Source organism: Thermogemmata fonticola, from assembly GCF_013694095.1.
Classification (GTDB): Bacteria; Planctomycetota; Planctomycetia; order Gemmatales; family Gemmataceae; genus Thermogemmata; species Thermogemmata fonticola.
Window position 1 is genome coordinate 564,566 of record NZ_JACEFB010000001.1, and the last position, 26,742, is coordinate 591,307.

Sequence of the window (26,742 nt, forward strand, 5' to 3'; positions counted from 1 at the left end):
GGCTTCCCCTTTCGCCATTCGCTGGCCTATCGACCGGGAAAATCCGCCGGCTAGAATGCCCAAAGGTTGTCCCCGTCGCGGGAACGGCTTCGCACTCAGCACCGGGCTTCCCGCGGACTCCGGGACATTCCCAGCGGCGGCATCCGTGGGAGGGCAGGCCATGATCGGCAGGCGGTCCATGTCCTTAGCTGGGGCCGGCACGGGATTGGCTCTTGTGCTGGGGCTGTCTTTACCGGCGGCGGGCCAGCCGGCGGCAAGCGCGGAGTCCCCCTTCCTCCGGCATGGGAAGCTGCGGATTGCGGCCAGCGGCACCCATTTGGAACACGCCGACGGCACCCCCTTCTTCTTCCTCGCCGACACGGTCTGGTGCGGACCGGCCCTGAGCACCGCGGAGGATTGGCGTACCTACCTGAATGATCGCAAAAAGAAGGGCTTCACGGCCATCCAGTTCAACGCGATTTGTCCCTGGCGCACGGCACCGACGGATCGCGAAGGGCGGACGGCCTACCGTCTCGAAGGGAAGCGGCTGATTCCCAATGAGGCCTACTTCCGGCAGTTGGACGAGCGGATCGAAGCGATCCATCAAGCGGGGCTGCTCGCGGTGCCGGTGCTGGTCTGGGCGCACAAAAAAGGGGACGCTGGGTTCGACCTGAGCGAAGAGCAGGTCATCGAGTTGGCGCGCTTTCAGGTCCAGCGTTACGAGAAGTACCCTTGTCTGTTCATCCTGGCGGGGGATGCCCGCTATACGGGCAAGGAAGCGGAGCGCTGGCGGCGGATCGGCCGGGCGGTTTTCGCCTCCCGCAAGGACTTGCTAGTCACAACCCACCCCACCGGCATGAATTTTCCCTGGAAAGACTGGGAAGGGGAAACCTGGCTCAACATCTGGGCTTACCAGAGCGGCCACGGCGATGACAGCAGGACGTGGGCGTGGTTGCATTCCGGCCCGCCGGCTCAATTCGGCCAGCGCTGGGCAGGGATCAAGCGGCCGATCATCAATCTGGAGCCGCCCTACGAAGGGCACAACGGCTACCAGAGCCGCAAGCCGCATTCCGCGGAGAATGTCCGCCGGGCCGCCTATTGGAGCCTCCTGGTCGCTCCGCCGGCAGGACTGACCTATGGCGCCCACGGCTTGTGGAGTTGGCAAACGGAAAGCGGCCAGGAACCCCGCGACCACCAGGGCACCGGCATCGCCAAAACCTGGAAGGAAGCCCTGGAGTTCCCCGGCGCTACGCAGATGGGCTATCTGCGCCGCTTCTTGGAATCGCTCCCCTGGACGGAGCTGCGCCCTGCCCCGGACTTCGTTCAACAGCAGAGTGCCGAGAAGGACCCCAGCACCTTCGTGGCTTGCGCCCGGACCGCGGATGGCCGAGTTACGGTCGTCTATTTCCCCCCGCGCGCCCAAGCCCAGGTGCGCCTCCATGTCAGCGACCCCAAACAGGTCCGCTGGTATAACCCCCGCGAGGGGACGTGGCGGGACAACAGCCCCCGCGGTTTGCTCGTGCCTCCGGATGAGCAGGACTGGTTATTGGTGGTGCAAGCATGACGGATGTCCTTCCTACCTCCCAACCCGCGACGCCGCGCGTGGGGCTTATCATGGGGTCCCGTTCCGATTGGGCCACCATGCAGCACGCTTATGCCGTGCTCCAGGAGTTCGGCATACCGGTCGAGGTCCGGGTTGTCTCCGCCCACCGCACGCCTGACTTGCTCATGGAATACAGCGCCACAGCGGAAGAGCGCGGCCTGGAGGTGATCATCGCCGGGGCCGGGGGAGCAGCCCATCTGCCCGGTATGTGCGCCGCCAAAACCACAATCCCCGTCCTCGGCGTGCCGATCGAATCCTCCATCCTGCGCGGCGTGGATTCTCTCTTGTCCATCGTCCAGATGCCGGCGGGCGTTCCCGTGGGCACCCTGGCCATCGGCAAGGCCGGCGCCATCAACGCTGCCTTGCTCGCGGTCGCCATTCTGGCCCGGCACGACCCCGTACTCCGCCAAAAATGGCACCTCTACCGCCAACGGCAAACCCAGCAGGTCCTTGACCACCCCGACCCCCGCCTGCCGACCCCCGATGCTTCGGAGTCCCCGGCGAAGCAGGCCGGCGAGCTGCCGCCCTCCCCCATTCCCCCCATCCCGAACAGCGGAGCCAGGGATACCTGATCGGGCCGTGTGGGGCACAAATCCCCGGAGACCGAGCAAACTCGCCGCCTCGCTACCCTACGGTTAGCCGACTTACCCTGCTTCGTGCTGCCTATGAATTAACTCAACCATAACTCGACCCGTGTTTCGGCTCACAAGACCCGATCCCTGAACAATGCGATCAAGGGAACACGGGGAAACTCGGAGGAAGCCGCCCATGCCCGCACCCCAGGTTGGCCAGACCGTGGAGAATCTGGAACTGTTTACGCCCGCGGGGGAAGTTATCCGCCTGGAGGATTTGCTCGACCGCGAGTACCTGCTGCTGATTTTTCTGCGGCATTTGACGTGAACGGCGTGCAATGCCCACCTCGGCGAGGTGGACCGGCATGTCGAAGACTTTGCGGCACGGGGGTGTTCCGTGGCGGTGGTCAGTCAGTCCCAACCGGCGGAGTTGGCCCGTTATCAGCCGGCCCAGCGGTGGAAGGTCCGTGTTCTGGCGGACCCGCAACGCCGACTCTATCATGCCTTGGGATTGGAACGCACCCGCCCCTGGATTTTCCTGTGGCCGCCGGTGGTCCTGGGTTATCTCTGGAGTCTTTTGCGCGGCTACCGGCCCCGCCTGCCCCGACCCGGTGAAGATGTCCTGCAACTCGGCGGGGACTTCCTCCTGGATCGCCAACGCACCTTGCTTTACGCCTACCGTTCTGCCCACCCGACGGACCGGCCCAGCGCGGCGGCTCTGCTCGCTGCCCTCGACGCCCTTCGCCAAGCCAAAACCACGGGAAGCTGCTAGGCACTTCCCCCTTCACCTGCCTCGGTCCGGCCCGTCTGCTTCTTTCCCTCGACCACGGCATTCCATCCCCTGGACCACGGCATCCATCGGCCTGGCCAATAGGGCATCTGCGTTTTACCAATGGCCACTGCCTTGCTCTCGCTCAGGAAACGCCTAGCAATGATGATACCAGCGACTCTCTGGAGGACAGCACCACGGGAACATGGCGCTGCCCTCCGGCCTCAGAACGGTACCGCGGGGCTTCCCTGCCTCTCCCTCATCTGGAGACTGCCATGATGCACAGGACACCCACGCTTACCCTGGCTTGTTTGAGCCTGATCCCCCTCCTCGCGGCCCACTCTCGTGTGTGGAGTCAAGAGAAGGACACCTACTACCAGCATCCCGATGAGACGGCCATGACGCCGTTCCGGGATCAGGTGCCGATCGTCTTCGTCACCCAGAATCAGCCGGAATGGAAAGCCCTGCCGCAATTCTGGAACGAAGCCACGGAAGAAGCAGTCGACCCGCTCAGCGGCGAGAAGGTGCAACGGCGTGTGGTCAAGATCAAGGTGCCGCTTGGTCTGACCCAGGCCCCCCCAGTGCCGGCGGAAAACCCGATGACCGTGCAGAAATGGATTCTCGGCAAAAAGCTCTACTATGACCCGATCCTGTCTACGGACAACTCGGTGTCTTGTGCCAGTTGCCATGATCCGTCCAAAGGGTTCGCCGATGCGCGGAAGACCTCGGTCGGAATCAACGGACAATTGGGGCCGATCAATGCCCCGACCGTGTTCAATGCGGCGTACAACAAGCTGCAATTCTGGGACGGGCGAGCCGCCTCGCTGGAAGATCAGGCCCAGGGACCGGTGGGGAACCCGTTGGAAATGTTCGCGGGCAAGGCGGACCCTTGGGACGAAGCAGTCGCCCGGCTGCGCGCCAACCCGGAGTACGTCCGCATGTTCAAGGCGGTCTTCGGTACCCTGCCGACGCGGGATGCCGCCGCCAAGGCCATTGCCACCTATGAGCGGACCGTGCTCCTCGGCAATTCGCTCCATGATCGAGCGGAGGCACGGATGCGGCAGCGGGTTATCGAGGAGGAAAGCGGCAAATTCGAGCTGACCGCCGCGGATTACGCCGCCGCGCTCAAAGAGGAGTTCGCCCGCAAGGGGCCGGCCCTCAAGGACCTGGGACTGGACCCGGATAAGGACGCTGGCCGCATCGGCGAGATCGCCCAGCGCCTGCTCCATGGCCGCAATCTTTTCTTCAACAAGGCCCGCTGCGCGAACTGCCACAGTGGCGAGACTTTCTCCGACGGGGAGTTCCACAACCTGGGGGTCGGCGCGGATAGCCAGGGGAACCTGCCGCCGAGCGAGGCCGGCCGCTTTGCCCGCTTGCTCCTCGGTCACAAAAACCCCCAGCTTTATGGGGCATTCAAGACGCCGGGGCTGCGCGGCCTGCTCCACACCGCCCCCTACATGCACACCGGCACCGAAAAGACCCTGGAAGAGGTCATCGACTTCTACGATCGTGGCGGCAACGTCAATCCTTTCTTGAGCGAAAAGATGCGGGACACCGCCGCCGAGTTGGCCTATCTGAAGGCTCGCGCCGCCGGAGCTGCCGTTGATCCGCAGGTCAAAACCTTCGGCCCGGCCCGTCGGCCTGTCATCCCGCTCCAGCTCCGCCTCACCCCCCAGGAAAAGGCGGACCTGGTCCTGTTCCTGAAAGCCCTCAACGGCGATCCCCTCGACCCGCTCATCGCCGACCCGAATCGCTTTCCCCAGGTGAAGTGGTAGAGCCGGGCTGCCGCTACGTTCTGAACCCAGCGCAATGCCTCACTCCGCGGGGGAAGCCCAGCGCGTCTTTGCCCAGAGCGCTTCCCCCCACTTTTCGTGGAACGACTCTTACCACTTCGTCCAACAAAGTCTCATCGAGCAAGTCTCAGGGAGCGGCGCCTTCCCCCTCACGCCGCGATGCGCAGGGGGCCGATCACTGCCGTCTCCGCTCCGTTCTCCGCCAGCAGGCTTTGCAACTCCCGCCGGGCTTGACGCAAAATCATACCCACCGCCGAATCCGCCCCAACGCGTGCGATCATCAGCGTGAGATACTCCACGGCCCACCGCACCTCGTTCGCATCCACTTCGGGTATCTCCGGCAAGAGCACCGCGGGATTGGAAAGGATCATGACTTGAACCTCCCTGTTCCAGGATTGGCTAATTGGGACCTTCGGGAATGGGCCAGGTACGATCATGCCGTATCCGCGGATGGGAATCAAGTCAAAAAATGGAGGGTGAGGGAAAAAAAGGTGAAGGGGGACTGGCGGCAGGTCGGAAAATCTTCCGAATGAAAGCTTGCTCCGCCGCTGCTGACTCTGAACCGGCGGGAACCTTCCCTCTCGACCCCCCGATCCTCTGCCCAGCCGCGAGAGTTAATGCCTTCATCTGCTGATGTCTTTGGCGGGGAGGGTTGATTTCCCCCCTTCGGTTCCCCCGTCTAGGAGTTGTATGAGTGTTGATTTCCCCCCTTGGTTCGTCTTGTATGATAGGATGCAAGCGTAGAGCGGGGGAGGACGGGGGATACCGGTCGGTCACGGAACCAGAAGGCGGCTGGACGGATAGCCCTAGCCCCTTCCCCCAAATGGCGAGACAGGGTCTGGAACACCGGCGGCGGTCCGGGGAGGAGCGGAAGCGACCATGAGCACGATGGACAAAGTCGATTTGGAGCGAGTCGAGAAGCTGCGCGCGGCCCATGCCCGCCTAAAGCAGGAGATCGGCAAGATCATCATCGGGCAGCATCAGGTGTTGGATCAATTGCTCATGGCGATCTTCTGCCGCAGCCATGCTCTGCTGATGGGCGTGCCCGGATTGGCCAAGACCCTGATGGTGTCCACCCTGGCCCAGGCCCTGGACCTGACTTTCAAGCGCATCCAGTTCACGCCGGACCTCATGCCCTCGGACATCACCGGTTCCGAAGTGATCCAGGACGATCCGGTCACGCGGGAGCGGATGTTCAAGTTCATGCCGGGGCCGATCTTCGCCCACATCGTGCTAGCGGACGAAATCAACCGGACGCCGCCCAAGACGCAGGCCGCCCTGTTGGAAGCGATGCAAGAGCGGAAGGTGAGCATCGGCGGCGTCGACCACCCCATGAAAAATCCCTTCTTCGTCCTGGCTACCCAGAACCCGATCGAACAGGAGGGAACCTACCCCCTGCCGGAAGCTCAGCTCGACCGCTTCCTCTTCCTCATCAAAGTGGACTACCCCAGCGACGAGGAAGAGGAGCAAATCATGCGGATGCAGACCTCGGATGTGACGGTGAAGATCGAGCCGGTGCTGACAGGGGAGGACATTTTGGAGTTGCAGCATTTGGTGCGGCGGGTGCCGGTGTCGGACAAGGTGTATGCCTTCGCCCGCCGGATCACGCGTTTGAGCCGTCCGGGCACGCCGGAGGCGGCGGACTTCGCCAATCAGTGGCTGACCTGGGGGGCCGGCCCGCGAGCCAGCATGAACCTGATTCTGGCAGCCAAAGCCCATGCTCTGCTCCGCGGCAGCAATCACGTCTCCGGCGATGACGTGGTGGCCGTCGCCCCGCCGATCCTGCGCCATCGCCTGATCCTCAACTTCGCCGCCCAAAGCGAAGGGATCACCGTGGAGCAGATCATCCGCGATCTGGTCAAGCAAGCCGCCCGGACGATGGCCGCCGCCTGACGCCTCGCTGGCACGACGCCATCCGTTGCCCCGCGTCCCCCAGACCTCAGACTTCAGTAACCCGTGAGTTTCCCTGCACCCCGATGTCCCTCGTGAGTTTTTCCCCACTCGGATGCCCATGATTAGCCAAAGCTATTTGCAAGCGGATATTCTCGCCCGTGCGGAAGCCCTGGGCTTGAAAGCGCGGCGGATCGTCGAAGGCCTCCGCGTCGGCGACCACAAAAGCCCGTACAAGGGCTTCTCCGTCGAATTCGTCCAGCACCGGGAATACGTCCCCGGCGACGACATCCGCCACATCGACTGGAAAAGCTACGCCCGCAGCGACCGCTACACCATCAAGCAGTACGAACAGGAGACGAACTTCATCGCTCATCTGCTGTTGGACGCTTCCAACTCGATGCGCTACGGTTTCGGACTGACCAACAAGTTGGAGTACGCCAAGCTGTTGGCCGCCTCCCTAAGCTACTTGATTCTGCGGCAGCGGGACTCGGTCAGTCTGCGTGTGTTCAACACGGAGGTAGAAGCGGAGCTGCCGCCGAGCAGCCAGTTTGGACACCTCAACAGCATCACGCGAACGTTGGAGGAGATTCAGCCGCGGGAGGGCACCAGCATCGGGCCGCTGTTGGACCGCCTGGCCGATCAAGTCAGCCGCCGCGGCATCGTCATCCTCATCTCCGATTGCCTGGAAGAGTCGCTCGAACCGATCCTCTCCGGCTTGCGCCATCTCCGCTTCCGCGGGCATGAGGTGATCCTCTTCCACATTCTGCACCACGATGAAGTGGAGTTTCCCCTCTACGGCAACCTCCGCTTCATCGCCCTGGAAGGAACGGAGGAGTTGCTCACCCGCCCGCATTTGATCCGCCCGGCTTACCTGCGAATCGTGCAGCAGTATTTGCAGGACATTCGCAAAGGATGTGACGGCAGCGGGGTCGATTACGTGCAGATGTTCACCCATCGTTCCCTGGGCAATGCTTTGGCGGAGTACCTGGTCCGGCGCTTGAAAAAGTGACAGCAGGAGGAAAAGCGAGCCGCGGGAGTCGGGAGACGGAAGGAGATGCGGAACGGACGGGGCCAGCGCATGGAGAACAAACCACAGCCTGGAGAAGGAGCACCGCCTGGAGAAAGACCGCCGGAGGATGGCCGCCCGCCCCACGGAGTCAAGCCGATGAGCGAGGCGGCGGAGAGAGGAGGGATGCCCACGGAACCCACCCCCGCCCCACGAGGAACAGGGGCCGGCGAAGCGACTGCCCCAAAAGCGAGGGCGAATCGGGGAGGGCGGCGGTGGCGCGGCGGGCGCCTGGCCCTGCTGCTGGGGGCTGTCTTCGCCGGTATTCTCGCTGCTGCGACTTACACCGGCGCGCTGTGGCACTACTTCCCCCGCCATGACCTCGACCGCTGGCAAGGACGCTGGCGGATCGCCATCGAGGAACGGGCCACGCCCAATGCCATCCGGGTGGCCGGCCAGCGCTGGGAATACGAGGGGCAAGAGGGAGTGCGGGCGTACCGCCTGGAATTGGACGCCACGGCGGAACCGAAGCGGCTGTCCTTGGAACTCCTGGATACCCGCGGCCTGCAAGGCCCCACGCCCCGCCTCCACGGCCTGTATGCCTTTGAAGGACGGAACCGGGTTCGCGTCGTCCTGCTGCCGCAGTCCGAGCCGCTGCCGCTGCGATGGGAGGAGGCCGACCACGTGTTGACCCTGCTGCGGGAGTGAAACCCATGTTCGCCCGAACTGCTCGATCCGGGGATGAGATGCCGATTGGCTGCTCCCTCGGAGCGCGGGTCTTTCCAGGAAGCGAGGGGACAGGCGTAGAATCGAGTCAGACAGGAAAAGGGGAGTTGACGCCGCGATGCAATTTGCTGCTCCGATGATGCTGGCGGGCGCCGCCGCAATCAGCATTCCGATTGTGCTGCACCTGTTCTACCGGGCGCGCTACAAGCCGCTGCCCTGGGCGCCGATGCACTTTCTGCGCCAAGCGATCGAGCAGACCAGCCGCCGCCTGCGCTTCCAGGAATGGCTGCTGTTGCTCCTGCGCTGCCTGGCTATTGTGCTGCTGGCCCTGGCGCTGGCTCGGCCCGGTTGGAGCGGCTCGTCGATGAGCAGCCGGGGCCAGGCCGTGGACGCCGTCTTCCTCGTCGATGTCTCCTACAGCATGGGGGCGATGGATGGCGAAGTCCGCCGCTTGGACCGAGCCAAGGAAGCGGCTCAAGCCGTGCTGGACACGTTGCCGCCGCTTTCCTCCATCCAGGTGGTGACGTTCGCCGATCGGGCCTGGTGGGTTGGCCCGCAACAGCGGTACAACTGGGATCAAGCCCGTCAGCTTTTGCAAGGATTAGAACCGACGGCTTTAAGCACCGATCTTCTCCCCGGCCTGGAAGCGGCTCTGGAGGCGGCTCAAAGCGGCACGGCGGCAGCCAAGGAGTTCTACATCTTCACGGACTTGCAACGCCTCGGCTGGGAACGGCAGGCGGAAGCCTTGCGCAGCAAAATGGAAGAACTCCGGCAGCTCGGCTCCGTCGTGGTGGTCCATTGTGCCCATCCTCAGCGGCGCCCCGCCAATGTTACCGTCGAAAGCGTGCAATGGGTCGGGACGATTCCTCACACGCGTACCCGCGTCCCCTTTACGCTCCTGCTGCGCAACAGCGGCCAGGTGCCGGTGCGCGGCCTGCGTGTCGCCCTGGAGATCGACGACCGGTCCGTGGAAAAAGACGCCGTGCAACTCGATCAGATCGAACCCGGCCAGACTTACCCGGTGACGCTGACCGGCGGGCTGGAAGAAGCCGGGGTGCGCCTGATCCAAGCCCGGATCCAAGGCGATGACCTACCCGGCGACAACCTCCATCTGACGACCCTGCTCGTGCGGGACAAGGTCCGCGTGCTCCTGGTGGATGGCACGCCCAATCCCGACGATCCCCTGCAAGCGGGGGACCACTTCGTGCGGACCGCTCTCAATCCCACGGGCAACCCGGATTACTTCATCGAGACGGAATCGGTGGGGGCGGTTGAGGCCGGGCCGCGCCACCTGGACGGCAAGGATGCGGTCTATCTGCTCAATGCCCCGCTGCGCTCGCCGGAGAACCCGGTGCGCGGCCTGAGTCCGGAATTTCTGGACGAATTGGCCCGTTTCGTCCAGCGCGGCGGGGGCTTGATCATCGCGGCGGGGGACCATGTCGACCCGAAGCAGTACACCGAGGTGCTGGGACCGTCAGGCCGGGACCTGCTCCCTCTGCCGCTCAAGGGATACCACCTTACGTCGGAGAAGAAGCCGTATCGTTTGTCCGCTCCGTCCGTGGCCGCGGATTCCTTCCTGGCGGACTTCCGCAAGCCGGGTTACGCCGAAGCTCTGGAACGCCTCGCCCTCTTCCGCATGCTCGCGGTCGAGGAACCGGGACCAGGCCGGGTATTGATCCGTGACACCGACGGCCGCCCCTATCTGCTCCAGCGCCGCCTCGGCGCAGGCGAAGTCCTCCTCATCACCAGCTCCCTGGACGAGCGCTGGTGCAACTTCTCTGCGGACCCCGGTTCCTTCCACGTTCCCTTGGCCATGCTAACGATCAAACACCTGACCGGTCTCAAACAACCGGGCGGCGTGCTCACGGCGGGGGAAACTTTGACCTGGGTCCTGCCTCCGACTGTCCAAACGGAAGCGTGGGACCTCCTCCTGCCGCCCCGGCCCGGACAGCATGAGACGGAACGCGTCACTGTGCCGCTGCAAAAGGACGCCAACGGCCAGCGCTTCCTGAGTTGGAATGATACCTTCCAAGCGGGGGTGTACCGCTTCGTACCTCGCGGGCTATCCGCGGATACCACGACGGAGATGACCGCAACTTTTGCCGTCAATCCGGACCTGCGGGAAGCCACGTCCCTGGTCTTGGCCAGTGCGGAGGAGATCAGCCAATGGCTGGGCTTTTCCCCGGCCATCATTCCGGCGGGATCAGATACGGCAGCGGCTGTGACCCAACTGCGCATCCGCGGCGAATGGACGGAATACTTCCTCGTGGGACTGTTGCTGCTGTTGGTGGCGGAGTCGGCTTGGGCGTGGCTGTGCGGGCGGGCCTGGTGAGAAGTCTCCTCCCGGTTCGCCCAACCCCAGCTTGACGAACTCCTGGTTTGCGAACTTCCGGCTTGCCGAACGAGACGAGGAGACAGACGAACGGGACAGATAACAGGCCAATAACGAAAACGACGGGTATCCTCTGCGGAAAATACCGGAGGCGAGTGGAACGAGAAGGCATCCATGAACGCTTTATGGCTGATAGTGCCGTTGTGGGCGGAGATGCAACGCCGGGGCTGGTTTCCCCTGTGGCTGGCGATTCTGCTGGGTTTGGCGGCGGCGGCGGCGGTGATTCGGCTCTATCTGCGGGAATCGGAGCGCCTCGGCGTCTTCCCCCGCTTGCTCCTCGCTTCGCTCCGCATCATACTCGTGCTGCTGGTGGCCTTTTTGCTGCTGCGTCCGGCGTGGGTCCACCGGGATGAACGGAGCCGACAGCGGCCTATTGCCGTGCTCATCGACGTGTCCCAAAGCATGGCCCAACGGGATGCCCGCCCCAACAGCGACGACCAGTGGCGGCTGGCCCTGGCATGGGGTTTGACCGATCCCCGCGCGCCGTTCCCGCCCAGCGGCTTCCCCGATACCAGCTTGCGCGCACGCCTGCCGGATCGCCCCAGCCGCCTGCAACTGGTCCAAGCCGTGCTCACCCATCCCCAACTCAACTTACTCGCTCGCTTGGCTCAGAAGGGACCCCTGGAAGTGTACACCTTCGGCCGGCAGCGCTACTCCCGCAGCACCACGCAGTGGGAGTGGCTGAAGGAACTGCAAGCGGAGGAAACCGGCACCGCGTTGGCCGACGCCGCTTTAGAGCTGCTCCAGCGGGATGAGCTGGACCTGCCCGCAGCCATTGTGATCCTCAGCGACGGTCGCGATAACGCCAGCCGGAGCAACTTCGAGGAGCTGGCGCGGCAGTGCGTCCGCCGCCGGGTGCCCTTGCACATCTACGGCGTGGGCGTGTCCAGTGTCAGCCAAGTGCAAGCGGCTTTCGGGCCGGCCCACCCCGGCGATGCGGTCAGTCCTGAAGCCCAGGCCGCCGCCGGCCTCGATGTGCCCAACACTCTGTTCGTGGACGACATCGCCGCCATTCCGGTGCGTTACACCGTCTTCGGCGTGCCGGAGGGCCAGGTGGACCTGGTGCTGCACTACGGTGAGCGGGAAGTCGCCCGCAAAAGTCAGGCCATCCGCTTGACCCCCGAAGAACAGCAGAAAGGCAAAACCTTCGCCGACTTGCTCCGCTTCGTGCCGACCAAGGAGGATGCCGCCGCCAGCAAGCAGGAGTACACGCTCACCATTACGCTCAGCGCCGGGGATGCCGCTGCGCCGCTCAAGCTGACCACCACGCTGCGCCGCCCGGCCCAGGTGGTCAACCGCCAGCTCAAGGTCCTGGCGATCGATTACCGCTCCCGCTACGACTTCCAGTACTTGCAGCGCTGGCTGCTGCGCGACCGGCGAGTGCAAGCCCGCTTCTACCTCATCGACGGCGATAAGGCAGCCATGCGTTCCGGTCCGCCGTGGCTCCCAGAATTGACCCGCGAGATCAACGGCACCCTCAGCCTTGATGCCGACGAGTTCCGCACGCTGCTCTTTGACTTCGACCTGCTCATTCTCGGCGATGTGCCTCGGAACTTTTTCACCCGGCAGCAGGCGGAGCTGATCAAGCAGTTTGTGGTGGAAGGCGGGGGGTTGATCCACATCGCGGGGCGCTGGCATGCCCCGGCCGGTTGGGCCGAACCTGGCGCGGCGGACCCCAAGGCCCGGCACCCCTTGGCGGAGATTTTACCGGTGGAGTTGGAGCCGGTCCGCTTCCCGCTGGAAGACCCCGGTGCGCCCCGCCCCTTCGTCCCGGTGCCGGCGCCCGCCGCTGCCCGCGCCCCGCTGCTGACCCTCGTCGATGACCCCGAACGCAACGCTGCCCTTTGGGGCGAACTGGGCAAGCCTCCCCGCGAGGATGATCAGCAGCTCAAGCCGATGTTCTGGTACTACCCCGTGCGCCGGGTCAAACCCGCGGCGGAAGTCTTCCTGGTTCACCCCACGGACCGCACTCCCCCCCCGGACAATAAACCCATGCCCTTGCTCGTCGGCCACTACTACGGCAAGGGGTATGTCCTCTACGTCGGCTTCTGCGACACCTGGCGCTGGCGCTACAACACGCGGGACAAATACTTCGGCCGCTTCTGGACTCAAGCGGTCTACACCGCCGGCATTCCACGGATCGCGGGAACCCGCCGCACGCAACTGACCCCGGCTGCCACGCAACCAGTGCTCGGCCAAACCGGCGAAGTTTATGCCCGCATCTACTCGGACCGCTACGAGCCGTTCACCGCCGCGGAGGTTAGCGCCACCCTGATCCACCACGATGGCGACCCGAATGATCCGCAGGCCCGCCGCAGCATCACCTTCCGCAAAGTCCCCGGTGTCGAAGGGGAATATGTGGCTACCCTGCCCTACGACCGGATCGGCCGCTTCGAGCTGCGCCTGGACCCGCTCAACGGCCAACCCGCCAGCTTGCCTTACACCGTGATCTACCCGGAAAACCACGAACTGGCTCCTGGACCTATGGCGGAAGCCGCCCTGCGCCGCCTGGCCTACGCCTCCCGCGAGGGCGCCGAGGAGGGGTTCTACCGCGAAGAGCACCTGGCCGCCCTGCCCGATGCCGTGCAAACTCAACTGGCCCCCCTCTCCCGTCGTCAGGAACTGCTCCTCTGGAACCGCTGGATGCTCCTGGCCATCATCGCCCTGTTAACCGCCGAGTGGGTCCTGCGCCGCTTCCAGGGATTGAGTTAGCCCCAGGTGGGCGACCCCGTTGGGGTCCTGGTTGAGACGATGGAGGCCGGATCGCTGGCTTACCCGGAGTGACAAGACAAGACCCTAACCTGGATGAAGAGAGAGAAGGCAGCGTGATAGGGACCATGCACACGATTCTGCGACAACTACGCCGCTGGCGCTCGCGGGAACGGTTACTGCGGCTGGCCTGGGGACTAGGACGCACCCTGGCGGTGCTCCTGGCGGTGCTCGCGGGGGCATGCCTGATCGACTGGTTCATCGATCGTTACTCCGGTTCGCAAACCTGGCGGGATTGGCGCAATTCGAGCTGGCTGCTCTGGCCTGCCGATCCGCTCGACACGGGGGAAACCCCCTTCTGGCTGGTCCGCCTGCCCTTGACCGCCGGCCAAGTGGCCCTCGCCGCCTGGCTGCTTTACCACTGGGTCTATCGCCCCGTGCGGCAGACACCCCCGATCGACGACCTGGCATTCCAAGCCGAGCAGGCCTTCCCCGCCTTCGAGCACCGCTTGGTCACCGCGGTGCAACTGAACCGCCGCGGAGCGAAAACCCAGGGTATGTCCCGCGCCTTGATCGCCCAGGTCACCGAGGAGGCGGAAGCCTTGGCCCAGCGCTACGACTTCCTCAGCCTGCTGGATACCAGCCGCTGGCAAAAAGCCCTGGCTTGGCTCCTCCCCGTGCTGATGGGCTGGGGGCTGTTCGTCGCGATCAATCCCAGCTTGGCCGCCGTGCTGGTGCTGCGCCAGGCCCTGCTGCCTGTGGACATTCCCCGCCGCATCCACCTGGAGAACCTCACGCCGGAACTCTGGCCGGTCGGCGCCGATGTCACGGTGCGTGTGCGCGTCACGGGCCGCTTCCGGGAGGACCTGGTCGGCGTGCTACGCCTGGTTCCCGATGGCCAGCCCGAAGAGTTTTACGAGTTGCATTGGGCCAGAACTTTGGACGACGGCAGCGCCGAGTTTGAGACCCGCCTGCCGCCGATGTCCCAGGATTTCTCCTTCCTGGCACGCCTGGGGGATGGTCGGATGCGGGAGCCGGGCCGGGTCCGTTTCGAGCCGCCGCCGCAATTGGCCCCGGACGATCCCTCCTCCCCGCCGTTGATCGGCGAGATCGAACTGCCCGCTTGGCTGGGCCGGCGCCCGGATGGTTCCCCCTACCTCCGCCGCAACGACGGTTGGAGCCGAGGCGAAATCGTCGATGCCCTGCCCCAATCCCGCCTGCGAATCACCGCCCGCTTCAACAAGCCGGTGGCGCAAGCCTACCTGGTCCCCATCCTCCGCGGTGAAGGACTCCGCGAGCACCCCCTCGTCCCGCTTCCCCCTCTGGTGCTCGCCGAGGACCGCCGCTCCGCCTTCTGGACCCTGCCGGCTCAGCCGCGCCTCATCGCCTACCGCCTCGACCTGACCGATGACTACGGCTTCACCAATCCCCTGCCCATCCGCCGCAATATCCGCCTCTGGGAAGATCGGCCTCCGGTGGTCGAATGGAAACCTGAATCGACCCGCGATCCGAATCGCGCCTCCGCGGACTGGGCGCCCGGTGTCAACCCCAAGGACTTCGAATGGGACATGCCCTTGGCCCCCAACGGCCGAATCCAGGTCATCTACGTGGCGCGCTCCGACGCTGGCATCGGCCGAGCCAACATCGCCTACCGCGTGGTGCCGCGGGGTATCCCCGCCGACGCTTACCCCGAAGAGATACGCCGCATCCAGCACCCCCGCGATGATCCCCAAGGATTGGTCTTCCAACGCTTGCCCCTGCGCCCCTTCACCGGCAACCCCCAAGAGCTGCAATTGGGAGAATTCATCCTCGACTTGGGCAAGTTTGAGAAGTCCGGCAAGTTCGGCGAAGTCGAATTGTACCACCTGCCTGCCAGCGATCCCTGGGAGGAACCGTCGGGATTGGTCGCCGGAGGATGTAAAAACTTCGAGATCGCCGGGCTGCAAAAACGGCTCCCCGATGGCTCCTGGGCGAAACTGGAAGTCGGCGATACGGTTGAATTGTATGTGGAGGTGTACGACCGCCTCACGCCCCTGGCCTGGTCCGCAACCCGCCGGGGAATTTTTCCTCTGCCCCAATTGGCTGCTATGGACCGCGAGACCCTCCTGAGCTTGCCCCGCACGGCCCAAGGCGATCTGGACCTCTCCCGCTTGCCGCCCCGACCCGCGGGCTACCCGCGCGAAGCCAAACGCAAATTCGTCGTCACCGAAGCCGACGCCGAAATCGCCTTCCGCCTGCGGGATGAAGGACGCCAACGCCTCCGCGAAAAACTCCAGCAAATTGCCGAAGACCAAACCCGGGTGTTTCAACCGAAAAGGTGATTGCCTGACCCCTTGGTTTCAACCCACCATGATGGAGACCCCTACCCCCGGATGATGCCCCACCCCCGCTGTGTTATCACCCAAAATGCATAATGAGGCTTCTTAAGGTAAAATCCGAACCCGCGGAGCAAACGCGCCCCCTACGTGCTACGTCCAATACTGTAAGGAGAAGTGTAAGGAGAACTGCCCTCCCCCGCCCGCACGAGCCGCCGCCGTCATCCCGCGGGGGAACGGAGCTGAGGAAGAAGCGGATTCGAGCAGCAACGCGAAAACCAGGGAGGAAATAAGGAACAAAGAGCGAACCGAATGGAAGCGCGGAGCCTTCGCCAATGGGCACGCCGGAGTTGGAAGCCGAATAAGCAATCCAAGTAGGAATTTTTCGTTCACATTTGGGTTGCAAAACAGAGGATTCTCGAAGATACTGGGATAAGATACATTGAAGGATTTGACACTTACGGGGGAGTCCCTCCAGGAGACTGACGATGAGCGCGATACGCCGCCGTGTTTGGGCCGGTGTCCTGATGCTCGGCAGCTTGACCTCGCTAGTATTGGCCCAGGAACCGGACCCGGTGCAGCAGCGGGAGCAACAGAAGCGGATCCAGGGCCGCGTGGCAGAGGTGGCCCGGCGCGCCAGCTCCACCCTCGATGCCATGACCTACCAGCGGCTCTCGCCGTCCCTGGAGCGGAAAATGCTCGAAGAGGTCGCCCGCGGCTTGCGCGAACTCAGCCAGGAGCAGATCGAGCAAGTCCTGCGGCACCTGGAAGAGGCAGTGGCGGCCCAGCAAGCCGGAAATGCCCAAGCCCAAACCCAAGCCCAGCAGCAAGCTTACGCCAAACAGCGCGAGATCATCTCCCAGTTGCGCAGCATGCTCATCAAGCTGGACATTATTCGCAATCTGGATGAAGCCGCCGCTCGCCTGGACGCCGCCGCGGAAAAACAATTGGCCCTCAATGCCGAGACCCTGACCGCCGCCCGCCTCCCCCGCCGCGGCATCCGCCGCTTCGGAGATGATCGCTTGGAATTGGCCAACGAACAGCAGGACCTCCGCACCGAAATCGCCGCCCTCTTCCAGCAGATCGAGAACCTGATTCCGCACCTGACTCCGCAGCAAAAAGACCGCTTGGAACAGGCCGAGTATGCCGTCCGTTCCCGCCGTCTGCTCCAGGAGTTGCAAGGCACCATCACCCTGCTCCGCGAGGGGCAATGGGAACTGGCCACAGACCGTCAGCGCCGCCATGCCAAGGAACTCAAGGACCTGGCCCACGCCCTGCGCACTCCACCGGCGGACCCTGTCGCCGCCCTCAAACAGGCCCAGGAGAAACTTCAGCGCGCCATCGACGCCCAGAAGAAAGTCCAGGAGCAGACCCGCGAACCGGCCAACCCCGAACAGCTCGAACAGGCTCGCCGTCAGGGACTGGACCCCAACCTCCTGCGTGGACAGGAGCTGGCCAATCAGCAGGCCAAGGCCGAATTCGCCGCTCGCGATGCCCGCAAAGCTGCCGAAGATGCGGCCCGCGAAGTCGCCGACATGCTCAAACCGGTCGAAAATCAGCAGTGGAAGGCGGAGGACGCCCTGCGCCAGGGCAAGCTCGATGAGGCCCAGCCGCCCCAACAGCAAGCCCTCGACAAACTCCAGCAGGCCAAGGAAGAGATCGACCGCCGCATCGCCGCCGCCGAACGGGCTAAGGTCGATCCCCGCGCTGCCGTGGAACAGGCGGCCCAACGCCTCGACAAACTCATCCAGCAGCAGAAGGACGCCCACGCCGCCACCCAACGCGCGGAAAAAAACCCCGACCGCCTGCCTCTCGCCCAAGCTTTGCAAAAGGAAACGAATCAAAACGCCCAGCAGCTCCAGCAGACCCCCTTGCCCCCGAATCCCGCCTTCCAGCAGGCCCTCCAGCAGGCCGCCGAGGCCATGCAACAGGCCCAGAATAAACTCGACGCCCAGGACGCCCGCCAGGCCCAGCCCGATCAGCAGCGCGCCCTCCAGGCCCTGGAACGTGCCAAGCAAGCCCTCGAACACCAACTCCAGGCCATCGACCAGCGCCGCGAAGACATCGCCCGTCTGGAAGAGTTGAAAAACCAGCTTGAAGAACTTGCCAAAAACGAACGCGACATCGCCGACAAAGCCCAAAAGGCCGAACAGCCCGAACAGAACCGCGACTTAGCCCAAAAACAGGAACAGCTCCAGCCGCCCACCGGCAAGGCTCAGGAGCAACTCCAGCAGATGGCCCAGCGCCAGCAGCCGGCCGATCCCCTCGCCCCGCAACCGCTACAAAAGGCTGCCGAGGCCGTCCAGCAAGCCCAGCAAAACCAACAGCAGGCCCGCGACAACCTGCAGAAGAACCAGCCCCAGCAGGCCGCCCAGCAAGCCCAGCAGGCCGCCGACAAACTCCAGCAAGCCGCCCGCGAGGTCCAGGAACAACTCAACCAGAAGCGCGGCGAAGAAGCCAACGACCAGGCCGCCCTCCAACCCCAACGCGTGGACCCCAACAACGCCGCCCAGCAACTCCAGCAGGCCATCGAACAAGCCCAACGCGCCGCCGAACAGGCCCAGAAGGCCAACATGGCTCAACAACAGGCCAACAACGCCCAGCAACAAGCCCAACCCCAGCAGGGCCAACCCAATAACCCGCAGCAGGCCAACAACAACCCTCAACAACAGGGTCAACCTCAGCAGGGCCAACCCAACCTCGCCGAACTCCAAAAGCAGTTGGCCCGCGACGCCCAGCAACAGCAGCTTCCCGAAGCTGCCCAAGCCGCCGATAAGGCCGCCCAAGCCCTCGAACAAGGCGACCTTCCCAAAGCCATCGAGAATCAGCAGAAAGCCCTCGATGAGCTGAACAAAGCCGCCCAACAACAGGCCAACAACGGCCAACAACCGGGCCAGCAACAAGCCAACAACGGCCAACAGCAACAACCCGGACAGCAACAAGGCAACATGGGCCAACAACCGGGCCAGCAACAAGCCAACAACGGCCAACAGCAACAACCCGGACAACAACAAGGCAACATGGGCCAACAACCGGGCCAACAACAAGCCAACAACGGCCAACAGCAACAACCCGGACAACAACAAGGCAACATGGGCCAACAACAAGCCAACAACGGCCAACAGCAACAACCCGGACAACAACAAGGCAACATGGGCCAACAACCCGGCCAACAGCCCGGAGCGGCTCAGCTCGCCCAGCGGCAGCAACAACTGCTCGATGCGGCACGGGCGCTCCAGCAGTCCCAGCAGGCGAACAACGCCGCCCAGGCCGCCTTGCAGCAAGCCCAGGCCAACACCCCAATGTCCGTGCAGAACCAATTGCAGCAGGCCCAGCAACAGCTCCAGCAGGCCGCCCAGCAACTCCAGCAGGGTCAGCCGGGTCAGGCCGGCCAGAATCAGCAGCAGGCCGCCCAGCAACTCCAGCAGGCCCTGCAAGCTCTGCAAGCGGCCCAGCAGCAGGCCCAGGCCAACGCTGGCCAGCAACCGGGACAACAGCAGGCCAACAACGGCCAGCAACCCGGTCAGCAACCCGGCCAACAGCAGGCCAACAACGGCCAGCAACCCGGTCAGCAAGGAAACATGGGCCAACAGCCCGGCCAGCAACCCGGTCAGCAGCAGGCTAACAACCCCAGCCAGCAGCAAGGCCCCGGACGGCCCATGAATCAAACGATTAGTGAAGGGGACCAAAACGGTGACGACAAGCTCAACAAGGCCGGTTCCAGCGGCAATTTGGCCACCGGCGACGGCTCCTTCATCCAACTGCGCAGTAAGGAACGGGAACGGGTCCAGCAAGGCGCCGACGCCCGCCTGCCCGCCGAGTTCCGTGAACTGATCAAACTCTTCAACATGAACATCAAAAATGCCAAGCCCGCCCCCGCCGGCGCTGGCAAGTGATCGTCACTGTGGCGAGTGCCGGGGAGCATTTTCCCTTCCTACTGACACGGGAACGTGCTGAGGATGCGACGCATGAAACGATGGGTTTCCTTCCTGGCCGCCGCTCTCTTCCCCGCCTGCCTCGCGGGTGCGGGACTGATGGCATTACCCGCCCAGGAACCGCCGGAGGCCGACAAGCCCCCGCCCGCCCCCTTCGATGACCGGGTCACCATCGACCCCGAAGTGCAAGCCGCCATCGACAAAGCCCTACGCTTCCTCGCCCGCGTCCAGCTCTCCGACGGCTCCTGGGGCAATACCGCCATGACCGGCTTTGCCCTCCTCGCCTTCATGGCCAATGGCCACCTCCCCAACCAAGGCGAACATGGCAAAGTCGTCTCCGCCGGCGTCCGCCACCTCATCACTCAAACCCGCGAGGATGGCTACCTCATCAATGCTCGCGGCGGCAACATGTACTGCCACGGCATCGCCGCTCTGGCTTTGACCCAGGTCGTCAGTATGACTGGCGATGAAGACGTCCGCAAAGTCACCAAAAAAGCCATCGACCTGATCCTCAAAACCCAAAACTACGAAGGCGGCTGGCGCTACGATCCCTCCCCCACCGGCGCGGACATCTCCGTGACCATCATGCAGGTCATGGCCCTGCGCGGCGCCAAAGACATCGGCCTGCACGTCCCCGATAAAGTCCTGGAAAACTCCATCAAATACATCAACCGCTGCCGCGATGCCCGCACGGGCGGCTACCGCTACATGCCCTACTCCGCCGGCGCCGGCTTCGCCCGCACCGCCGCCGGCATCTGCGTCCTGCAACTCTGCGGCAAATACGACGCCGAGGAAATCCAGCAAGGCGTCCGCTTCCTCGAACGTGTCGGCGATGACCGCGCCCACTTCTGGTACGGCCACTACTATGCCGCCCACGCCCTCAACCAGGTCGGCGGCGAAGTCTGGGAACGCTACTACAAACGCATGCGCGACTTCCTCCTCGCCCCCGGCTACCAACGCCCCACCGGCGAATGGTACGACCCCCGCCGCGAACCCCAATACGGCCCCGTCTATCAAACCTCCATCGCCGTCCTCATCCTGAGCATCCCCGCTCACTACCTGCCCATCTACCAAAAGTGATCCCCGCCCTGGAACCGGAACCGCTCCCCACGCCCCACTCCCCTCGCCCCTTCGCCGAACGGCAGGTCTTCCCTGTTCCCACATGCTCAGCGATCCCGACGCCACAACGGGAAGGTTCGCCTGCTCCATGAACCTGGGCAAGCCGGTCCCTGCCAGGCCCGGCGCCGGCTCACCCCTACTCTTGGACCGCTTGATGTCAGTGATTGGACAGCCTGGTGTCAATCACTGGACAGCCTGAGATCAGGAGATCGTCCCCCAGCGAAAATCACCAGGGGCAGCAGACCGAGACGGAACCGGGCTATGCCGCTCCTCATTATGTCAGTGGGAAGTCGCTAGCGTTGAAGGCGTGCGATTACGGAATGGCCAGGATGGTCAGGTTGGGAGGGGTGGTCCAGCCGCTGGGCAGCAGGTCTACCCCCACGCCGCCGTGCAACTTCGACCCCGCTCCCACTGTCACCCCGCTGCCACCCCAATCGTTCAACACCCGATCAGTCCCATCCCCCAACAAGGCGATCAGCAAGTTGAAGATCGCATTGCGAATGAACAACGCATCGTCCCCACTGCCCATCTCCAACCGCGTCTGATCCGCAAAGTTCACACTCGGACCGCTGCCCGAACCGGTGCCAAAGCGGACGAGGTCATTCCCTGTCCCCAAGCGGATCAGGGCGTTGATCTCGCCATCCGGGCCATCGACGCTCAGCGTGGCCGGGTCGGAGCTGTTGGCGGCGGCGGCGACCAAGAGGCGATCATTCCCCACCCCCAAATCGATGTTGAGCTTGTTGAGCACCTGCGTTTGGCCGGTGAAGGTGAGCAGGTCATTCCCCGCACCCCCCACTACCGTCAAACCGCCGAACCAAGTGCGCCCAATCAAGCCTCCAAATCTGTTATTGCCGGAGAAGCTGGCCCGATCGTTCCCACTGCCCAAATCGGCGGAAAAAGAGTCTGATCTGCAGCTATTCACCAGGAGGGTGTCATTCCCCGCCCCCAACGAGGTGGAGATAGGACCGCCCACACAGTCATTGAGATACACGGTGTCATTCCCATCCCCGGTGGAAAGGGTGCCACCCGAAAGGGCGGTTTTGTACACAGAGACCAAGTCGTCCCCACTGTCGGAATCCAGGGAGAAGGAATTGACAAAATTGATATTCGGAGAGGTGGACGAGGACCCCAAGAGGAGGAAGGAGTCGTTGCCGCTGCCCAAATTAACCCCAAAGTTGCCGAAGGAATGATCGCCAATGGCGCTGACCCGCACGGCGTCGTGGCCGCCCCCCATGGTGATCGAAATGTCCCGAATCCCTCCCGAGGCGTTGAAGGTGATCTGGGTGTAGGTCGGGGTAACACTGACCCCCGGGGTCGAGGACAGATCATAATGGAGCACGGTGGTGCCTTGGGCAATGATTTTGACTTGGCCGGATTCGCGGACGATGTCCACCTGATTGTCCAAGTCATCGCCGGTGATGACGAGGTTGACAGTACCCGCGAAATTGCTCTGTGTGGCGAAGACGCTGACGATGCCGGCGGGAACTTCACGCTCTTCGAGGCGTTCGAGGGTCAGACGGCGTTCCACGGCCTTGGCGGGGGCGGAAGTCCGACGGCGGCGTGAGAAGGTCTTGGCCGAGAACATTGCAGCAACTCCGGGTTAGAGTGAAGGTTGTGCCGACCGGTCAGGTGAACCACCCACCCGCCCCCCGGCACGGGAACGATGAAAGTATAACTCAGGATTTGTCGAATTCAAATGAGGATCTGTTCCAGAGGGGTAATTCGGCGATCAAACGGTCCGGTACAATCGATCTGAGTGATATTGAGGATTCTCAAGGAAGGTGCACGGGAAGGTGCAAAAGGGGAGGAACGACGGCATGAGACCTCGGTCCCTGTCCGCGTGGGGCTGGGGCGGAGAGTGGTGCGGTCAAGCCGTGGGGCTAGATTCTGCCGGAGAGATGGGTTTTGCCGGAGATCAGGGGAGCGGAGGGGGAGGCGCGTTACTCTTGAATCGTCCGTTGGGGTTTGAAGGTGCCGTTTTCGATGCGGCTGATGGTGAGCACGCGGAGGGTGGTGTCGCCGTTTTCATCGAAGCTCCAGCGTCCGAGGGCGCCCTTGTCGAAGTCTTTGGTGGCAAGGACGGCTTGGCGGACCGCTTCGCGGTCGGGCTGGCCGACTTTCTGGATCGCCTCCAGGACGACTTTGGCGCATTCGTAGCCGTAGATGGCGTAGGCTTCGGGCATTTTGTGGTAGCGGGCCTGGTAGCGCTTGACGAACTCGGCGACGGTGCCTCCTTGTTCCAGGGCAAAGGCGGGGTCGTAGCCTCCCATGGTGGCGTAGCAGGGGATGGTGCGGAAGGTGTCGGCACCGGCGGCATCGATGAAGGCTTTCTCGTAGCAGCCGTCGGGGACCATGAGGGGGACGCGCAAGCCTTCGCCGAGCATGTCGATGGCGATTTGCGGGGCGCCGCTTTGGCTGGTGCCGCCGAAGTAGAGCATGTCCGGTTTGAGTTCGACGATGCCCCGGATCACGGCCTTGAAGTTTTTCTGCGTAGCGACGATGCTGTCATGCCCCAGGACGCGGATGCCCAGTTCCTGGCATTTTTGCTTGAAGATGGTGGCGATGCCGGCGCCGTAGAGTTCCTTGTCGTCGAGGATGTAGACCGATTTGACCTTGAGGACTTCATGGGCAAAAAGGGCGCTCAAGGGACCCTGGACGAAGTCGTTGGGGCAGACGCGGCAGAAGTTGAGCTTGCCGCTGGGGCGGTAGATGTTGGGTTCGTCCTTTTGGTTATTGGGGACGCGCGTGGTCAGACCGGGCCAGGTGGCGGAGGGGGAGATTTGCACCAGTCCGGCTTCGTTGAGGATAGGCTGGGAGACCATCGAGGCGCCGGAGTTGTACGGCCCGATGTAGGCGAGAACTTGGGGATCGCCGGCGGCTTCGCGGGCATTATCCGCTTCCTTGGCGGCGTCCCATTGCCCCTGGGCGGCGGTGGCGTCGTCGAGGTCCTTGTAGTCGATGGGCAAACCGGCGACCTGGCCGTTGTAATCCTCGATCGCCAGGCGGATGCCGTTGACGATGGTGTCCGTTTGCCCTTGGGCTGAGCCAGTCCGCGGCAGACTGGAAACGATGCGGATGACACGCTGGCCGCGACACCCACTGGCAAGCCACAGAAATCCGCCTCCCGCTAACGTCAGAAAGGTCCGGCGATTCACGATGATGCCCTCGCAGGTTCGGGTCGGCATTCTCCGGAGTCCTTCGGTCCCGGCTGGCTTCTACCTACGGTTATTCCTCTCTTCATCTTACGACTTTCCAACGGAAAAGGAACAGGACTCTGCGGGCCGTCCTTGAAGGGGCCGGGCCAGATCAGCCTGGATCATGCCAGGAAGCGGAATGCGTTGCCGGGGAGGGCCGCAGGCGCTGCGCTCCCGGCGTCCGGGGATGCTGGAGGCAGCGAGTCGGCGGCGGCGGACCTGGCCCTTTTCCTCCGCTGCACTCTGGGATGCGGGCGGGGGAGTTCCTATCTTTAGTTTCTGAAAGCGTTGTGAAAATCCGAAAGCGTTAATAACAGGTAGGAAGGCAGGGGGAATAGAGCTTAATAACAGGTAGGAAGGCGGCGGCCCTCGGAAACAGGACGGCGACGACGGAACGAAGACGCGGAGTTTCGCGGCGGAACCGGCGGGCACTCTCCCCCCGCTGGTCGACTTAGATGGAGGACAAGGCACGATGGCGGAACTGTTCGCCTCGAGCGAACCGGCGGTAGGCTTTCTCCAGTTCCTGATGCTGGGGCTGGTGATCGGCTCGCTCTACGCCTTGATCGCCTTGGGCTACACGATGGTTTACGGCATCATCGAGTTGATCAATTTTGCCCACGGGGACCTGTTCATGCTGGGTTCTTTCGTGGCGCTGGGGGTGGCGATCTGGCCGATGGGAGTCACCAGTGCGGATGCTCCGACGGGAGCGATCATGGCCACGGTGGCGCTGATGCTCCTGGTCACACCGGTCTTTTGCGCCCTGCTCAACGTCACGGTGGACCGCGTGGTCTATCGCCCGTTGCGGCAGTCGCCGAAGCTGACGGTCATCGTCTCGGCTATTGGGGTGAGCTTCATTTTCATGAACATCGGTTTGCTCTGGCGGGGGGCGACGCCGGTGAAGTTCCCGGACTTGATCGGGGATACGAACCTGCTGGAAGGGACCGGCCTGCGCTTCACCTGGGAGGACCTGCTGGTCGTGGCGGTGACCGTGCCGACGATGATTGCCCTGACGCTGTTTGTGCGCTACACGACGCTGGGCAAGGCGATGCGGGCGACAGCCCAGAACCCGGTGGCCGCCCAGTTGATGGGGATCAATGTGAACCAGGTCATCGCGGTGACCTTCGCCCTGGGAGGAGCGCTAGCGGGGGTGGCTTCAGTGATCTACGGCCTTTACATCAAGGCGGTCGATTACCAGATGGGGTTCCAGAACGGCTTGTATGCCTTCACGGCAGCGGTGCTGGGTGGCGTGGGGAACATTCCGGGGGCGGTCTTGGGCGGGTTGCTCATCGGCGTGGTGGGGGAGTTGTCCAAAGCCTATTTGGGAGCTAAGTGGAGCGAGGCGGTCATTTTCGGCATCCTCATTGTCATCTTGCTGTTCCGCCCCACCGGCTTGCTGGGCGCGCGCACGCGGGAGAAGGTATGAAACTGCTGCGACATTGGGTGCTGATCCTCTTTGGACTGTTGGCAGTCTATCCTTGGCTGCCGGTGTCGAGCGCCAATCGGGGCGAACAGTTTACCATCCTGTTCATTTATGCGATCCTGGCCCAGGGGCTGAATGTGGTGCTGGGCCTGACCGGCTTGTTGCATTTGGGCATCGCCGCCTTCTTCGGCATCGGGGCGTACACCGTCGGCATCTTGACGGTGGGGTTTTTTCCCTTCCAGCAGTCGTTTCTGGTGGCGGCGGCGGCGGCGGTGCTCATGGCGGCCCTGGTCGGCGTGCTGACCACCGCGCCGATCCTGCGCCTACGGGGGGACTATTTGGCCCTCGTCACCCTCGGCTTGGGGCTGATCGTTCTCTACGCCATCCGCAATCTCGACCCGATTACGGAAGGGACGAAAGGGATCAGCCCGATCGACGCGGGACCGGTGCCGGGCTGGAGCGGGAAAAACTTGCACTCCTGGCGGCTCAAGAGCGATTGGGGCCTGCACTGGTACAACTACCCGTACTTCTATTACCTCTGCCTGCTGCTGTTGGGCGGCGTGCTGCTTCTGGTGCGGAACCTGGAGCATTCGCGGCTGGGGCGGGCGTGGGTCGCCTTGCGGGAAGATGAGCTGGCGGCCACCTGCATGGGTCTGAATCCGGCCCGGCTGAAACTGGCGGCGATCGCCGTCGGCGCGGGATTGGGCGGCTTGGCCGGCGCCCTTTACGCCATGGCCCTGCGCACCACCGGCAACCCCCAGACCTATGACTTCACCCTCTCTATGCTCATGATCTGCTGCGTCATTCTCGGCGGCATGGGGAACCGCAACGGCGTGCTGTTGGGCACCTTCCTGCTCATCGGTTTTGACCGCATTTTGACCGGCATCCTGGATAATCAGATCCAAGCCCTGGTGGGCAGCGCCTCGCCGTATCTCAAGCTCAGCGGCTGGCGGCTGATCATCTTCGGCCTGGTCCTGATCCTGATGATGCGCTTCCGGCCGGAAGGGTTGCTCCCTGCCAAGCGGATTCAGGTGGAGCTGCACCCGGAGATCGGGGAGGCGCTGGGCCAGGCGGCGGCGGAAGCGGAAGTGGCGCAAAAGGACAGCAGCGTGCCAGTGTCACCAGCCCCGCTTCGACCGCCGGGACCCGCCTCCTGAGCGGTCCGGGTGGAGGTGGGCGTCCGCAGTCACTGGCAGGACCCCGGCCTCTGTGGGAAAGCGGATGTGACCCCAACGGGAAAGCGGATGTGACCCCAGCGGGAAAGCGGATGCGGCCCCAACGGGAAAGCGGATGCGGCCCCAACGGGAAAGCGGATGC

At 63.7% G+C, this 26,742-nt stretch carries 16 protein-coding genes and 2 pseudogenes; 15 read left to right on the forward strand and 3 right to left on the reverse strand.

The genetic code is table 11. From position 1 onward, the window contains the following. The first annotated feature begins 160 nt into the window (after window positions 1-160). The 5 genes and pseudogenes from H0921_RS02065 (at window position 161) to H0921_RS02080 (ending at window position 4,698) form a co-directional block, all read left to right on the forward strand. Complete coding sequence (locus H0921_RS02065; protein ID WP_194536351.1) at window positions 161-1,543, forward strand: apiosidase-like domain-containing protein; 1,383 nt, start codon at window positions 161-163, stop codon at window positions 1,541-1,543. After that, a pseudogene (gene purE / locus H0921_RS02070) lies at window positions 1,540-2,052 on the forward strand (5-(carboxyamino)imidazole ribonucleotide mutase); the annotation flags it as partial. The gene H0921_RS02065 and the pseudogene purE, both read left to right, overlap by 4 nt. Before the next feature lie 298 nt (window positions 2,053-2,350). Further along, the gene (locus tag H0921_RS18105) at window positions 2,351-2,482 is read left to right on the forward strand and encodes a hypothetical protein (protein WP_261345438.1); all 132 of its coding nucleotides are present in this window, start codon (window positions 2,351-2,353) and stop codon (window positions 2,480-2,482) included. Window positions 2,483-2,497: 15 nt separating this feature from the next. Next, window positions 2,498-2,926, forward strand: a pseudogene (locus tag H0921_RS02075) (AhpC/TSA family protein); the annotation flags it as partial. Window positions 2,927-3,198: 272 nt separating this feature from the next. Then, window positions 3,199-4,698, forward strand: a complete 1,500-nt coding sequence (locus H0921_RS02080; protein ID WP_194536354.1) for a cytochrome-c peroxidase — start codon at window positions 3,199-3,201, stop codon at window positions 4,696-4,698. A gap of 167 nt (window positions 4,699-4,865) precedes the next feature. On the opposite strand, the gene H0921_RS02085 is transcribed toward H0921_RS02080, so the two are convergent. Continuing rightward, window positions 4,866-5,087: a hypothetical protein gene (locus tag H0921_RS02085; RefSeq protein WP_194536355.1), complete on the reverse strand. Its 222-nt coding sequence runs from the start codon at window positions 5,085-5,087 to the stop codon at window positions 4,866-4,868. Window positions 5,088-5,595: 508 nt separating this feature from the next. Between H0921_RS02085 and H0921_RS02090 the strand changes: the two genes are divergently transcribed. The 8 genes from H0921_RS02090 (at window position 5,596) to H0921_RS02125 (ending at window position 20,772) form a co-directional block, all read left to right on the forward strand. Next, a complete protein-coding gene (locus H0921_RS02090) occupies window positions 5,596-6,609 on the forward strand; it encodes an AAA family ATPase (protein WP_194536356.1) in 1,014 nt (337 codons plus the stop codon). A gap of 112 nt (window positions 6,610-6,721) precedes the next feature. Further along, complete coding sequence (locus tag H0921_RS02095; protein WP_228498895.1) at window positions 6,722-7,618, forward strand: DUF58 domain-containing protein; 897 nt, start codon at window positions 6,722-6,724, stop codon at window positions 7,616-7,618. 45 nt (window positions 7,619-7,663) lie between these two features. Beyond that, entirely contained in the window at window positions 7,664-8,323 is a 660-nt protein-coding gene (locus tag H0921_RS02100) for a hypothetical protein (RefSeq protein ID WP_194536358.1), read from the forward strand. Between the two features lie 136 nt (window positions 8,324-8,459). Then, the gene (locus H0921_RS02105) at window positions 8,460-10,673 is read left to right on the forward strand and encodes a BatA domain-containing protein (protein WP_194536359.1); all 2,214 of its coding nucleotides are present in this window, start codon (window positions 8,460-8,462) and stop codon (window positions 10,671-10,673) included. Window positions 10,674-10,847: 174 nt separating this feature from the next. Beyond that, window positions 10,848-13,445 carry a hypothetical protein gene (locus H0921_RS02110; protein WP_194536360.1) on the forward strand — a complete coding sequence of 866 codons (2,598 nt, stop codon included), beginning with the start codon at window positions 10,848-10,850 and terminating at the stop codon, window positions 13,443-13,445. 125 nt (window positions 13,446-13,570) lie between these two features. Further along, complete coding sequence (locus H0921_RS02115) at window positions 13,571-15,763, forward strand: hypothetical protein (protein WP_194536361.1); 2,193 nt, start codon at window positions 13,571-13,573, stop codon at window positions 15,761-15,763. A gap of 482 nt (window positions 15,764-16,245) precedes the next feature. Next, window positions 16,246-19,653 (forward strand): coiled-coil domain-containing protein, encoded by a 3,408-nt coding sequence (locus tag H0921_RS02120; RefSeq protein ID WP_194536362.1) that lies wholly within the window; start codon window positions 16,246-16,248, stop codon window positions 19,651-19,653. A 72-nt stretch (window positions 19,654-19,725) separates the two neighbouring features. Further along, complete coding sequence (locus H0921_RS02125) at window positions 19,726-20,772, forward strand: prenyltransferase/squalene oxidase repeat-containing protein (RefSeq protein WP_194536363.1); 1,047 nt, start codon at window positions 19,726-19,728, stop codon at window positions 20,770-20,772. Between the two features lie 352 nt (window positions 20,773-21,124). Here H0921_RS02125 and H0921_RS02130 read toward each other — a convergent pair whose 3' ends face one another. Together H0921_RS02130 and H0921_RS02135 are read right to left on the reverse strand one after the other, a co-directional pair. Continuing rightward, complete coding sequence (locus tag H0921_RS02130) at window positions 21,125-22,396, reverse strand: hypothetical protein (RefSeq protein WP_194536364.1); 1,272 nt, start codon at window positions 22,394-22,396, stop codon at window positions 21,125-21,127. Window positions 22,397-22,751: 355 nt separating this feature from the next. Then, window positions 22,752-23,996: a branched-chain amino acid ABC transporter substrate-binding protein gene (locus H0921_RS02135; protein WP_194536365.1), complete on the reverse strand. Its 1,245-nt coding sequence runs from the start codon at window positions 23,994-23,996 to the stop codon at window positions 22,752-22,754. 481 nt (window positions 23,997-24,477) lie between these two features. Here H0921_RS02135 and H0921_RS02140 point away from each other — a divergent pair, with 481 nt between their 5' ends. Together H0921_RS02140 and H0921_RS02145 are read left to right on the forward strand one after the other, a co-directional pair. After that, window positions 24,478-25,428: a branched-chain amino acid ABC transporter permease gene (locus tag H0921_RS02140; RefSeq protein WP_194536366.1), complete on the forward strand. Its 951-nt coding sequence runs from the start codon at window positions 24,478-24,480 to the stop codon at window positions 25,426-25,428. Beyond that, on the forward strand, window positions 25,425-26,582 hold the full coding sequence (locus tag H0921_RS02145; RefSeq protein ID WP_194536367.1) for a branched-chain amino acid ABC transporter permease: 1,158 nt from the start codon (window positions 25,425-25,427) through the stop codon (window positions 26,580-26,582). The genes H0921_RS02140 and H0921_RS02145 overlap by 4 nt, the downstream gene beginning before the upstream one ends. The last annotated feature ends 160 nt before the right edge of the window (window positions 26,583-26,742 follow it).